Origin of the sequence: Verrucosispora sp. WMMD573 (genome assembly GCF_027497175.1) — a bacterium.
In the GTDB taxonomy this organism is placed as follows: Bacteria; Actinomycetota; Actinomycetes; order Mycobacteriales; family Micromonosporaceae; genus Micromonospora.
Genome location: NZ_CP114901.1, coordinates 2,408,209 through 2,421,026 on the forward strand (window position 1 = coordinate 2,408,209; position 12,818 = coordinate 2,421,026).

General features: G+C 72.0%; 12 protein-coding genes. 8 read left to right on the forward strand and 4 right to left on the reverse strand.

The window, feature by feature from the left end:
- The first annotated feature begins 42 nt into the window (after nucleotides 1-42).
- Nucleotides 43-1,134 carry a sugar phosphate nucleotidyltransferase gene (locus tag O7601_RS11160; protein ID WP_281566097.1) on the forward strand — a complete coding sequence of 364 codons (1,092 nt, stop codon included), beginning with the start codon at nucleotides 43-45 and terminating at the stop codon, nucleotides 1,132-1,134.
- On the opposite strand, the gene O7601_RS11165 is transcribed toward O7601_RS11160, so the two are convergent.
- Nucleotides 1,103-1,714 carry an NUDIX domain-containing protein gene (locus tag O7601_RS11165; RefSeq protein ID WP_281566098.1) on the reverse strand — a complete coding sequence of 204 codons (612 nt, stop codon included), beginning with the start codon at nucleotides 1,712-1,714 and terminating at the stop codon, nucleotides 1,103-1,105. The genes O7601_RS11160 and O7601_RS11165 overlap by 32 nt on opposite strands.
- Before the next feature lie 338 nt (nucleotides 1,715-2,052).
- Between O7601_RS11165 and O7601_RS11170 the strand changes: the two genes are divergently transcribed.
- A complete protein-coding gene (locus O7601_RS11170; protein WP_281566099.1) occupies nucleotides 2,053-3,045 on the forward strand; it encodes a winged helix-turn-helix domain-containing protein in 993 nt (330 codons plus the stop codon).
- Between the two features lie 208 nt (nucleotides 3,046-3,253).
- On the opposite strand, the gene O7601_RS11175 is transcribed toward O7601_RS11170, so the two are convergent.
- Together O7601_RS11175 and cofD are read right to left on the reverse strand one after the other, a co-directional pair.
- On the reverse strand, nucleotides 3,254-4,342 hold the full coding sequence (locus O7601_RS11175; protein ID WP_281566100.1) for a coenzyme F420-0:L-glutamate ligase: 1,089 nt from the start codon (nucleotides 4,340-4,342) through the stop codon (nucleotides 3,254-3,256).
- Nucleotides 4,339-5,286 carry a 2-phospho-L-lactate transferase gene (gene cofD / locus O7601_RS11180; protein WP_281566101.1) on the reverse strand — a complete coding sequence of 316 codons (948 nt, stop codon included), beginning with the start codon at nucleotides 5,284-5,286 and terminating at the stop codon, nucleotides 4,339-4,341. Before cofD ends, O7601_RS11175 begins: the two co-directional genes overlap by 4 nt.
- Nucleotides 5,287-5,383: 97 nt before the next feature.
- Between cofD and O7601_RS11185 the strand changes: the two genes are divergently transcribed.
- The 3 genes from O7601_RS11185 to O7601_RS11195 all read left to right on the forward strand — a co-directional run bounded on the left by O7601_RS11185 (nucleotide 5,384) and on the right by O7601_RS11195 (nucleotide 10,290).
- The gene (locus O7601_RS11185; protein ID WP_281566102.1) at nucleotides 5,384-6,457 is read left to right on the forward strand and encodes a hypothetical protein; all 1,074 of its coding nucleotides are present in this window, start codon (nucleotides 5,384-5,386) and stop codon (nucleotides 6,455-6,457) included.
- A 106-nt stretch (nucleotides 6,458-6,563) separates the two neighbouring features.
- Entirely contained in the window at nucleotides 6,564-9,143 is a 2,580-nt protein-coding gene (locus O7601_RS11190; RefSeq protein ID WP_281566103.1) for a bifunctional FO biosynthesis protein CofGH, read from the forward strand.
- Between the two features lie 889 nt (nucleotides 9,144-10,032).
- Nucleotides 10,033-10,290 carry a WhiB family transcriptional regulator gene (locus O7601_RS11195; RefSeq protein WP_013731688.1) on the forward strand — a complete coding sequence of 86 codons (258 nt, stop codon included), beginning with the start codon at nucleotides 10,033-10,035 and terminating at the stop codon, nucleotides 10,288-10,290.
- A gap of 76 nt (nucleotides 10,291-10,366) precedes the next feature.
- On the opposite strand, the gene O7601_RS11200 is transcribed toward O7601_RS11195, so the two are convergent.
- A complete protein-coding gene (locus O7601_RS11200) occupies nucleotides 10,367-10,816 on the reverse strand; it encodes a metallopeptidase family protein (RefSeq protein ID WP_093406503.1) in 450 nt (149 codons plus the stop codon).
- A 152-nt stretch (nucleotides 10,817-10,968) separates the two neighbouring features.
- On the opposite strand from O7601_RS11200, the gene O7601_RS11205 reads away from it, so the two are divergent.
- The 3 genes from O7601_RS11205 to O7601_RS11215 all read left to right on the forward strand — a co-directional run bounded on the left by O7601_RS11205 (nucleotide 10,969) and on the right by O7601_RS11215 (nucleotide 12,623).
- Nucleotides 10,969-11,346 carry a DUF3499 domain-containing protein gene (locus O7601_RS11205; protein ID WP_281566104.1) on the forward strand — a complete coding sequence of 126 codons (378 nt, stop codon included), beginning with the start codon at nucleotides 10,969-10,971 and terminating at the stop codon, nucleotides 11,344-11,346.
- Nucleotides 11,347-11,649: 303 nt separating this feature from the next.
- Complete coding sequence (locus O7601_RS11210; RefSeq protein WP_281566105.1) at nucleotides 11,650-12,438, forward strand: helix-turn-helix transcriptional regulator; 789 nt, start codon at nucleotides 11,650-11,652, stop codon at nucleotides 12,436-12,438.
- Complete coding sequence (locus tag O7601_RS11215) at nucleotides 12,429-12,623, forward strand: DUF397 domain-containing protein (RefSeq protein WP_281566106.1); 195 nt, start codon at nucleotides 12,429-12,431, stop codon at nucleotides 12,621-12,623. Before O7601_RS11210 ends, O7601_RS11215 begins: the two co-directional genes overlap by 10 nt.
- The last annotated feature ends 195 nt before the right edge of the window (nucleotides 12,624-12,818 follow it).

The following is a 12,818-nucleotide window of genomic DNA, read 5'->3' on the forward strand; positions in this document are numbered from 1 at the left end:
CAACGAGGCGCCCGGTCCGGGTGGTTCGGGCATGATGTCCTGGTGATCTACGTCGTTATTCCGGCCGGTGGCAGCGGCACAAGGTTGTGGCCGCTGTCCCGCGCCGGCCATCCCAAATTTCTTCACCCGTTCACCGGCACGTCCGCGTCGCTGCTCCAGGCGACGGTCGATCGGCTGGGGCCACTGACCACTCCTGAACGAACAATGGTGGTCACCGGGGTCGCGCACGCTGCGGCCGTGGCTCGCCAACTGACCGGTCTGCCGGAGGAGAACATTCTGGTCGAACCGTCGCCCCGGGACTCCTGCGCCGCCATCGCGCTGGCCGCGGCGGTGATCGCCGTACGCGATCCGGACGCCGTCATGGGATCGTTCGCCGCCGACCATCTGATCGGTGACCCTGAGCGTTGGGTGGACACCGTCCGGGAGGCGGTTCGGGGTGCGGAGCAGGGGCTGCTGATGACGGTCGGGATCACTCCGACCCGGCCGGAGACCGGCTACGGATACCTGCGGACCGGCGACCCCGTCGACGGCGGGCCGATGCGCCCGGTGGTCGAGTTCAAGGAGAAGCCGAGCGCGGAGGTGGCCGAGACGTACGTGCGGTCGGGCCACTACCTCTGGAACGCTGGCATGTTCGTCTGGCGGGTGTCGGCATTCCTCGCCGAGCTGGCCCGTCAGCAGCCCGACCTGCACGCGGGGGTCACGGCGATCGCGGCGGCGTGGGGCACCGAGGAACAGGACGACGTGCTCGGAACGGTCTGGCCCACGCTGACGAAGATCTCCGTGGACTACGCGGTGATGGAGGGCGCTGCCGCGGCCGGCCGGGTGGCGACCGTACCCGGTGACTTCCGGTGGAACGACGTGGGTGACTTCCACACCCTCGGCGAGGTGTTGCCGGCGGACACCGACGGCAACGTGGTGCTCACCGGCGACGCCAAGCCCGAGGTGCTGCTGCACGACAGCAGCGGCCTGGTGGTGGCGCCGCAGGCCGGCCGGCTGGTGGCCGCCGTCGGCGTACGGGACCTGATCGTGGTCGACACCGAGGACGCGTTGCTGGTCTGCCCGCGTGACCGCGCTCAGGACGTGAAGTCGATCGTGGACGAACTCAAGAGGCGGGGTGAGGACAGGCTCGTCTGAAGGCTGCCAGGCCCGGTGTGACGAGCCGGGCCGTGCCGCCAGCCAGCGGATGTGGCAGGCGATCCGGTGGGAACCAGCCGAGCGCCTCGGACTCCGCGCTGACCCGTTCCGTCGCCCCCGCCGGAGCGAACACGGCGAAGCGCACGTCGTGATGCAGTGAGCCGCCCTGGCAGGCCACCGGGTGCACGTCCACGTCGATCGGCATCGGATCGATCCGCAGACCGGTGACGCCCGACTCCTCGGTGGCCTCCCGCAACGCCGCGCCGGCCAGCGTCCGGTCGGCGGGCTCGCAGTGCCCGCCCAACTGCACCCACTTGTGGAACTTCCCGTGCAGGCAGAGCAACACCTGGGTGCCGGTCGCGTCGAACACCAATGCGCTCGCGGTGACGTGGCCGGCCCGGTGTTCGCGGCCCATCGCGATCGGCCCGGCGTCGAGCAGGCCGAGGGTACGGTCCCGGGCCACCGCCGCGTCCGGGCTGGTCGGCATCCAGCCGCTGAGCACCGCCACCGCGTCGGCGTGCAGCGCCGTCCAGTCCGCGTCGCCGCGCGGGGATTCGTCAACTGTTCGGGGCGTCGACAACGGCCGCTCCTCTCGTCCGTGCCAGCGTACGGGGGTGCTGGTGGACACCTCGGTGCGGTGCGTGGAGCCGGGCGGATGTGCCGGGGCTGGGCAGAGAGATCGGGCGGCACCCCCTGCGGAACTTGAGCCGCAGACCCTCGAATGGTGCCGCCCGATCTCGGGCACCCAGCGGGGCGGCACGTTCGACGTGCGTCGCCCCCTGTGGCACGGGAAGCATGGCGGATTCACATGACGGGCGTCGAGGTCTTTTAGCTGAGGCTTAACTGACCGAGGCCGACGTGGCCGGGTAGAGTTCGAAGGTCGCCGGGTGCCCCCTTCGCCGGGTGATGGGAGTACCCATGCTTAAGATCCATTTCTCCGGCGAGGACATCCTCCGGACCCGGGTGGCGCCGGCGGCCGATCCGGTCTGGGAAGTGGTGCTGAGCCTGCACCTGCTGCCCGGGCGCAGTCGTGACCCGCTGCTCGCCGGCTGGCGTCGCGAGGTTTCGCGGGGGCTGCGTCGACAGGTGGATGCTGAGGCGTTGCGATTACTGTCCACGTTGAACCCGCCGCGTGGTTACTTTCCGGATTTCCTGACCCCGTACGAGAGCGTGCACGGTTTCGAGGCGGGGATGGAGGCGTTGCGGCGTACCCCCGTGACGTTGCTGCAACGCGACCTGACGCTGCTCGCCAACAGCAACCGGAACCTGCCTGTCGGTGTCGCCGCCATCGCCCGGGGCGAGCCGGCGGCCCTGACCCACCTGACGGAGACGATGGGCCGCTACCGCGAGCTCGCCCTCGGGCCGTACTGGACGCGGGTCCAGGGGGCGGTGGAGGCCGACCGCGCCCGCCGTGCGCGGGCCATGCTCGACGGCGGTGTCGAAGGGCTGCTGACCACGCTGCGGCCGGGCCTGCGCTGGGATTCCGGGGTGCTGGAGATCCCCGCCTACCCGAGGAGCCGGGAACTTCACCTGGAGGGGCGAGGACTGCTGCTGGTGCCGTCGTTCTTCTGTGCGAACACGCCCGTCGCACTGCTCGATCCGGAACTGCCGCCGGTGCTGGTCTACCCGGTCGACAAGCTGGGTGGGTTGACCACCGACTCGGTCGGGGCGGGCGACACCGGCCGGGAGGCGCTGGCCGCGTTGCTCGGCCGTACCCGCGCTGCGGTCCTCGCCGCCAGCGACGACGGCTGCACCACCGGCGAGCTGGCCCGCCGGCTGCACATCTCGGCGGCCGCGGCCAGCCAGCACACCACCGTGCTGCGGAACGCGGGCCTGCTGGTCAGCCACCGCGACCGCAACACCGTCCTACACACCCTCACCCCCCTCGGCCGCGCCGTCCTCAACCCCTGACCCACCCACCCCCGGAGCTGGCTCCCGTTGGAACCCCCCGGGCCTGGCTCCGTTGAAACCCACCCCCGGGGGCTGGCTCCGTTGATCATGAAGTTATTGCGCCGGAGAGCGCTCCCCGGCGGCAATAACTCCATGATCAACGAGGAGGTGAGGGGGAGAGGGAGGGGGAGAGGGAGAGGGAGAGGGAGAGAGGGGTGGGGGGTGGGGGTTAGAGGGCGAGGGTGGCGGCGGCGGTGGTGCCGTTGGGTGGGGGGAGGAGTTGGGTGGGCACGTTTGCTGCCGCGAGGGCGGTGCGCAGGCGTTGCACGTCGGTGCCGAAGCGGACCAGCTGGAACGCGCCTACGGGGGTGGGTGGGGAGCAGAGCACCAGGCCGGTCGCGTGGGCCGGCCAACCCGGCACGATGGGGACAAGCGCAGCGCGTACCTCATCGTCGGTCACCTGGGTGAAGACCGTGCCGGGCGCGATCACAGCGGCGACCGAGGCGATCGCCCGGTCGACCGCGGCCGGGTCGGGCGCGGCTTCCCCCGGCTGGTCCGGCAGGGTGGCGGCGGCAGCCAACCCGGCGGCCTTCGCCTCGGCGGTTCCGAGCGAGAACAGGTCCATCGAGGCGTCTCGCACCAGGACCCGGGCACCCTCGCCGTCGCCTGACAGCGGCGTCGTCAGGTAACCGCGGATGACCGCGACCGGCATCTGGTCACACTTGCCCTTGATCAGTTCGCCCGCCGCGGCCAGCTCGTCGATCACCGCCATCTGCGTCAGTACCAGCTCGTTGCCGTACGGGTCGACCTCGCCCCGGTGATCGCGGATTGCGGCCATGCCGGCGACCCCGAGAGCCACATCGGTCAGCCCGTTGCGCCAGGGGCGACCGCTGGTGTCGCTGACCACGACCGCCACGTCCACGCCGTACCGGGCGCGCAGCCCGGCGCGGAGTGCGCGCGCCGAGGCGTCCGGATCCTCGGGCAGCAGCACCAGCCGGGTCTTGTCGACGTTGGAGGCGTCGATGCCGGCGGCGGCCATCACGAAGCCGTGGCGGGTCTGCACAATCCGGGTCGGGCCGCGCGAGGCCACCACCCGTACCGTCTCCGCCGCCAACACCTCGTCCCGGACGGCCTGCCGCTCCGGGCCGTCGGCGGGTACGTCCACCAGCCGGCCCTCGGCCTTCGAGATGATTTTGCTGGTCACCACCAGCACGTCCCCGTCGCGAAGCCAGGGCGCCGCGCTTCCGATCAGTACGACGAGGTCGTCACCCTCGGTCACGTGCCCGATGCCGGGCACCGGCAGGATCTCCAGTCTCACGTCAACTCCACCGCAGCGCGGACCATCGCCGCCGTCGCCGCCTCGTCGGTCATCCGCAGTGGCACCGCGCGGACCGTCACGTCCGACACCACAGTTGCGGCATCCTCCTCGGCCACCAACCAACCGTCGAGCAGCCCGCCGGTGGCCCGGCTGCCGTACATTCCGCCGACGCCGCCAGCGGAGCATTCCACCCCGACGACCGCCAGGCAGCGGTCGGCCATGCCGCGTACCGGCGCGTCACCGATGATCGGCGAAACGCCCACCACCGGGGCGGAAGCGCCTGCCACCGCCTCGCGTAGGCCCGGTACGGCGAGGATCGGCGCGATGCTGACCACCGGGTTGCTCGGCGCGACGAGCAGCACGTCGGCGTCGGCGATCGCCTCCGTGACGCCGGCTGCCGGCTTCGCCGACTCCGCCCCCACGAAGACGAACCGGTGGGTCGGGATCTGCGCCCGGTGCCGTACCCACCACTCCTGGAAGTGGATCGCCCGCTGGCCACCGTCGATGTCGACGACCGCGTGCGTCTCCAGGCGGTCGTCGGTCGCCGGCAGCAGTCGTACGCCGGGCCGCCAGCGCGCCGCCAGCGCCTCGGTGACCTGGTGCAGCGGATAGCCGGCGTCGAGCATGGTGGTGCGAACCAGATGGGTGGCGATGTCCCGGTCACCCAGCCCGAACCAACTCGGCTCGGCACCGTACGCCGCCAGCTCGTCCTTGACCGTCCAGCTCTCGTCGACGCGCCCCCAGCCCCGCTGCGGGTCGGCACCGCCGCCGAGGGTGTACAGCACGCTGTCCAGGTCCGGGCAGATCCGCAGCCCGTGCAGCCGGAGGTCGTCGCCGACATTGACCACGGCGGTCACCTCGGCACCCACCTCGCGGGCGTACGCCCGCGCCCCCAGCAGGAACCGGGCGCCGCCGATCCCGCCGGTCAGAACCACGATGCGCATCCGCCCATCCTCGCCTACGTGACGCCTCCGCAACCCAGCTGCCCCGGGAGACTAGGCTCACGTCGGCATCTGTCCGCTTTCGCCCCAGGGAGAGTTCGTGACCAGCCCCGCCGAGCCCCCACCCACCGATCCGACCCCGGCCCGCCAGGTGACCGGGCCGCTGCGTGAACTCGTCGCCCTCGTGCTCCTGGGCGCGAACGCCGTCTTCCTCTTCGTGGGCCTGATCCGGCTACTCACCCCGCAGGGCGCGTACAGCACGGTGACCGGCCGTGCGGCCAGCTCGTTCTTCGCCTTCATCGGCGTCGAGGCGGTCGTCCTGCCGGTGCTGGCGGTACTGCTGGCCACCCATCTCGCCCCGACCGTCGGACGGGCGAAACTGATCACGCAGGTGGCACTGATCGAGTACGCGGTAAGCGCCGTGCTGGGCGGTCTGACCCTGCTGATCTGGGTGGTCGGTCGGCTGGCCGAAGCGCAGCTCTTCGACGCGATGACCGGCCTGCTCACCCGGGTTGCCTGGGTGGCGCTGTTCGCGGCGGCCGCGTACGTGGTGTGGAGCGTGTGGCAGCGGCTCTACCACGTGCCCCGGTCCAAGCCCGAGCCCGGCCTGTACGGCACGCCGCAGCAGGGCTGGCCGCAGCCCGCAGGCCCGGGCCAGTTCGGTGGCCAGCCCGGTCACCCGGGCGGCGGCTGGGCGCCGCCTGGCCAGTCGGGTGGTTGGCCGGGCGCCGAACGATCCGCTGGCTATCCGGCCGTTCACCCCGGCTCCGGCCACCCGGGTTGGCCCACGGCCGGTCAGGCACCCGCCGCCGGTGGGCCCCCGGAGTCCCCGCACACCTGGCCGCCGCACGGTCAGCCGGCGGTGCCACCGCAGTCGGCATCGCCGTCCGCGCCGTCCGCACCGCCGTTCGGACAGCCGGCCTCGGCCGACCCGACGCAGAGCATCCCGCGCCAGGGCGACCCGGCCGGGGGTATGCCGCGCCAGGGCGACCCGGCCGGACACTCGCCGCGCCAGGGGGTCGAGCCGTCCCAGGCGATCCCGCACCAGAGCGCCGAGCCGACCCAGGCGATTCCGCGGCCGGGCGGTGGTGACGCCGGCCCGTCGGTTCCCCGGCCGGGCGACGGCGAGGCAGACCGCACCCAGCGGATCGACCCGGGCGACCAGCCCGGCTGAGCGAGACCGCAGGAATCGGGCCGTGCCAGGCTCGCCGTCCTCGTGGCGACGTGCGGTTGCCCACGGGGCGGGGACCGGACCGGGCCGCAGCGCATAGGCTGAGCGGATGGTTGATCAGAGCGAGCGCGGGCCGGGTGACGGGGGCGTACGGCGGGCACTGCGTCGCGCCGCCGCCGGGCGGGCGCTCGACGTCGACGAGGCGTCGACCCTGCTGACCGCCCGGGGCGCGGCCCTGGAGGAACTGCTCGGCATCGCCGGTGCGATCCGTGACGCGGGTCTGCGGGACGCCGGCCGGCCCGGCGTGGTGACGTACTCGAAGAAGGTCTTCATTCCGCTGACCCGGCTCTGCCGGGACCGCTGCCACTACTGCACGTTCGCCACGGTGCCGCACCGGCTGCCGGCGGCCTTCCTCGACCGCGACGAGGTGCTCGCCATCGCCCGGGCGGGTGCGGCGCAGGGCTGCAAGGAGGCCCTGTTCACCCTCGGTGACCGACCGGAGGAGCGTTGGCCGGCTGCCCGACAGTGGCTGGACGAACGGGGCTACGGGTCCACTCTGGACTACGTCCGGGCCTGCGCCGTGGCGGTGCTGGAGGAGACCGGCCTGCTGCCGCACCTGAACCCGGGCGTGCTCTCCTGGGCGGAACTGCAACGACTCAAGCCGGTGGCGCCGAGCATGGGCATGATGCTGGAGACCACGGCCACCCGGCTGTGGTCCGAGCCCGGCGGCCCGCACTACGGCTCCCCGGACAAGGAACCGGCGGTGCGGTTGCGGGTGCTCGACGACGCCGGGCGGGTCGGCGTCCCGTTCACCACCGGCATCCTGATCGGCATCGGCGAGACCCTCGCCGAACGGGTCGACGCGATCTTCGCCATTCGGCGTGCCCAGCGTGAGTACGGCCACCTCCAGGAGGTGATCGTGCAGAACTTCCGGGCTAAGCCGGACACGGCGATGCGTGGGATGCCCGACGCCGAGCTGCACGATCTCGCCGCCACCGTGGCGGTGGCCCGGGTGCTGCTGGGCCCGAAGGCCCGCATCCAGGCCCCACCGAACCTCATCGCCGGCGAGTACGACCTGCTGCTGCGGGCCGGTATCGACGACTGGGGTGGCGTCTCACCGGTGACCCCGGACCACGTCAACCCGGAGCGTCCCTGGCCACAGCTCGACGAACTGGCGGCCCGCACCGCGGCGGCCGGCTTCACGCTCCGGGAACGGTTGACCGTCTACCCGGAGTACGTCCAGGCCGGCGAGCCGTGGCTGGACGCCCGCCTGCTGCCGCACGTGACCGCGCTCGCCGACCCGACGACCGGGCTGGCGGTCGAGGCGGCCCGCCCGGTGGGCCGGCCGTGGCAGGAGCCCGACGAGACCTTCGGCGGACGGACCGACCTGCACGCCACCATCGACACCGCGGGGCGTACGGACGACCGCCGGGGCGACTTCGACCACGTCTACGGCGACTGGACGGAGGTCGCCGCGAAGGCGGCCGTGCCACCGGCGCGGGCGGGAGTCCACGGCGGCCCGACGCCCGAGGCGGTGCACCGGGCCGGGACTGGCCGGCGGGGCACCGCCGGCTCCGGTGACGCCGACCTGCGCGCCGGTCTGAGGTTGGCCGCCGACGACCCGGCGGCGCTGCTGGAGCCCCGGCACACCGATGTCGCGCTGGCGCTGTTCGGCGCGGACGGTCCGGCCCTGGACGAGCTGTGCCGCACCGCCGACGAGCTGCGCCGCTCCGCCGTGGGTGACGACGTGACCTACGTGGTCAACCGCAACATCAACTTCTCCAACGTCTGCTACGTGGGCTGCCGGTTCTGCGCCTTCGCCCAGCGGGAACGGGACGCCGACGCGTACCGGCTCTCGGTGGAGCAGGTCGCGGACCGGGCGCAGGAGGCGTGGGCGGCCGGTGCCGGCGAGGTCTGCCTCCAGGGCGGCATCGACCCGAAGCTGCCGGTGACGATCTACGCCGACCTGGTCCGGGCGATCAAGGCCCGGGTACCGCAGATGCACGTGCACGCCTTCTCGCCGATGGAGATCGTCACCGCCGCCGCCAAGGCCGGAGTGCCGGTGCGAGAGTGGCTGGCGGGGCTGCGTGAGGCGGGACTGGACACCATCCCGGGCACCGCGGCGGAGATCCTCGACGACGAGGTGCGCTGGGTGCTCACCAAGGGCAAGTTGCCGGCCGCCGCCTGGGTGGAGGTGGTCAGCACGGCCCACGAGCTGGGCATCCGGTCCAGCTCGACGATGATGTACGGCCACGTCGACCACCCCGCGCACTGGCTGGCGCACTTCCGGGTACTGGCCGGGGTGCAGGACCGCACCGGCGGGTTCACGGAGTTCGTGGCGCTGCCGTTCGTGCACACCAACGCCCCGATCTACCTTGCCGGCATCGCCCGGCCCGGTCCGACGTGGCGGGAGAACCGGGTGGTGCACGCGATGGCGCGGGTGCTGCTGCACGGCCGGATCGACAACATCCAGTGCTCCTGGGTGAAGCTGGGCGACGCCGGCACCGCGGAGCTGTTGCGCAGTGGCTGCAACGACCTGGGCGGCACGCTGATGGAGGAGACCATCTCGCGGATGGCCGGGTCCGGTAATGGTTCGGCGCGAACCGAGGAGCAGTTGCGGGCCATCGCGGCGGCGGCCGGTCGGCCGGCGCGTAGGCGTACGACTGCGTACGGTCACCTCGCGGCCTAGCGTCGAACCTTCGCCCGCCGCCGGACGTACCTGTCGATGCCGGCGGCGGCACGGCGAGGACCGCCGCCGGCACCCCCCGCTCGGAGGCTCGGCCGGTCGCGCGGGTTGCGCCGCCGCGCCGACCGCTACCGCTGGCGGGGGCCGGCCTCGGTCGTCGGGATGCGGACCTACACCGGACGGCACTTGCTCGGTCGGGAGCTTGAGGTGGGCCGCGCCCGATCGGGACGGCGGCACGCGTACCCACTGGGTCGTACGCTCCGGGACGTCACCTTCCACAGTGCCGTCTATCCGGACCACACGGCGGGTGTCTATACCGTTTGGTGGGACAGTGACACGCCCGGCGGGTCGGTCACCGTGACCGGTGGCGTGGCCGCCGAATTCGCCTTACCGGCCAGCTTGACCGCGCCACCCGACTGACCGCTGGAGCTTCTGCCCGCCGTGTCCCGTCCACAATGTGGGCGGGACGCGGCGTCGTTCACCCGCTCGGCGGGCAGGGTTGGCGAAGTCGGGATAGCCTTGCCCGTCAAGATCAACGGATCTTGGTCCAGCGGCTCTCTCCACGTTGATGCGAAGTCGGATCGCTCCGGCGGCGCTCGGTGCGCCACGGGAGAAAACTCGGGCAACTCGCCGGGGAGGGCGTTACTCGGCCGGGGTCTGAATCGATAGGGCAGGGCGAGACCGGGTGGTACGGACGACCGTCCGGGAGGCGTGTCGGGAGGGCGACTCCATTATCAAGTTTGGCTTGACGGCGCACGCATTACACGCGTGTAATTTGAATGGGGCTGTTCGCACGGAACGCACGATAACGGGACCGGACGGACAAAAGCACGCCTTTCGCGTGGGGGGTTGCAGCGGCGACGACGCCGGTGCGCGACAAGGAGGCAACTGAATGGACGGCCAACTCGAGGCGGCCGACCTGCTCGGAAACGCGCCGGAGTGGCAGGAGCGGGCCCTGTGCTCGCAGACCGATCCGGAGGCGTTCTTCCCCGAGAAGGGCGGCTCGACCCGCGAAGCGAAGCGCATCTGCTCGCGGTGCGAGGTCAAGACGGAATGCCTCGAATACGCTCTCGGCCACGACGAGCGGTTCGGGATCTGGGGTGGACTCTCCGAACGGGAGCGGCGCAAGCTCAAGCGCCGGGCGGCCTGAGTCGACGTGGGGCGGGGCGGTTGGGGACCGTCCCCACCCGGCGCGGTCAAGGTCGTTCCACCCGGCCCGGCGGTGATCAGGCCAACTCGTCCGGATCGACGCCGAGCAGGTTCGCGACCTGCTCGATGATGACATCGTGGACCAGATCGGCGAGATCCTCCCGGTCCATCGCCCGAAATTCCAGCGGTCGCCGGTACAGCACGATCCGGGGCGGAACCTCTTGGCGGCCGGGTCGCCCGGGTAGCAGCCGGGCCAGCGGCACCTCGCCATCCTCCAGCACGTCGGAGTCGTAGACGTTCAGGTCGGGCGGGACGTCCTCGACGGCGAACTCCACCCCGGCCAGCTCCTTGGCGAACCGACGCTCCAGCGTCTCGACGGTGTCCAGCACCAGATCATCGAAGATCTCCGCCTTGGTCCGCGCCAGCGGCACGGTGGCCGGCACCAGCCGCCCACGCAGACCGCGGCCGTGCCGGTCGCGGTGCGCCCGCCGGCCGGTGCCGGGGCGGCGGTTCTCCGGGCTCGTCATGAGCCAAAGAGTAGCTTCCGGCCCGCTGCTGGCCGCGTCAGCGCCGAACTCGTGGCGCGTTGCGGCCACGGACGAGAAATGTGATCACCAAGACGGGCGTGTCGTAACGCGAAGCGGTGCGCCGGAGCCGGTAATGGAGATACCCTGCGCCGGTGAGGTCACCACGGCGCTGCTCCCGCAACGGCTGCCCCCGGCAAGCGGTCGCCACGCTGACCTATGTCTACAACGAGTCGACCGCCGTGGTGGGCCCATTGGCCGCCTTCGCCGAGCCGCATACGTACGACCTCTGTGAGCCGCACGCCCGCAGCCTGACTGCTCCGCGCGGCTGGGAGGTGGTCCGGCACGAGGGCGAGTTCGAGCCGCCGCCGCCGACCACGGACGACCTGGTGGCCCTGGCCGAGGCGGTTCGGGAGGCCGCCCGCCCCGCCCCCCGTCCACCTCAGGACGACCAGAACCACCCCTCCGCACCCCCCGCCGCCTCCCCTTCCTCCCGCCGCGGCCACCTCCGCGTAATCCCCCCCACCCACTAACCCACCCCCTCCGCTACCCGGCGTCGCTGTCGTGCGTTGATCATGAGGTTAGCGGCGTTTTTGATCTCTAGAAATGCCGCTAACCTCATGATCAACGCTTGTGGCGGGGTGGGGGTCGGGTGGGCGGCCGCCGCGCTTTTGGGTTGGCCGTGATCGATGCCGTTTGCGGGGCGTCTCGGGGGCATCTGGAGCGCATCTCGGATGCGCGAAACAGTCCTGGCCGCAACACGCCGGCAGCCGGCGGACATGGCCACTCCTGGTGACTAGCGTGCGCCGGAGGGTGACGCGAGTCGGGAGGCTGCGATGGGCAACGGGACAGTGGGCAACGAGGCGCTGCGGGTGGCGATGGCGGACAAGGGCGAGACGGCCGAGTCCCTGGCCGGCAAGGTGGGCGTCGACCCGAAGACGGCGGCCCGCTGGCTGGCGGACGGGCGGATCCCGCATCCACGGACCCGGATCGCCGTCGCCAACCTCCTCGGGCGCAGGGCCGCCGAACTCTGGCCGGAGCCATTCCGCCGCCGGGACCTGCCCTGGTTCCGGGCGTGGGCGGAACTGGAGCAGGACGTCAGGTCCCTCCGGTCGTACGAGCCGCTGCTCGTGCCGGGGCTGCTCCAGACCGAGGCGTACGCCCGGGCGGTGCTGGCCACCGGCGGCCTTCTGTCGCCGACGGAGGTCGACGAGATCGTGGCGGCGCGGCTGGCGCGGCAGCTGGTGCTGGAGCGGGAGATTCCACTCCAGTTCGTCGCGGTGATCGACGAGGTGGTGCTGCGGCGGCCGGTCGGCCACGATCGAAGCGTGATGGCCGAGCAGTTGGCTCATCTGGCCGCGCTGGGCGAGCGGGAGCACGTGCAGGTCCGGGTGATTCCGGCGGAGAACCCGTGGCACACCGGCCTGGCCGGGCCGTTCGTGCTGGCCCGGATGCCGGACGGCGCGGAGGCGGCCTATCTGGACAATCAACTGCGCGGTCAGGTGGTGACCGACAGTGCCGACCTTGCTAGCCTGGGCGCGAGGTGGGAGAGCGTCACCGGTGAGGCGCTGCCCCGCCGACGGTCCATCGAGCTGATCAGGGAAGTGGCGACGACATGGAGTTGACCGACGCCCGCTGGCGCACCGCCACCCGCAGCAGCAACAACGGCGGCAACTGTGTCGAGGTGGCCGACAACCTGCCCGGCCGGGTCCTGGTGCGCGACAGCAAGGACCGAACCGGCGGCACCCTGGCCTTCACCCCGACCGCCTGGCGTGCCTTCGTCATCAGCACCGTCCGCAGTACCGTCTGAGCCGCCACTCGCCTTACGGCCCGGTCGCCGCATTCGGTGTCCCAGCCCGGGTTCGTCGCCCTCGCCCGGCCTCGGTCGCCCGGCTCCGTCACCGGTTGCCCTCGCCCCGCTCGGTCGTCCCGAGATGCGGCATCTTGCGGTTTTACGCGACCTGGATGACGCGGGATGCGGCATGTCGCGTGGATCAAGCAGCAT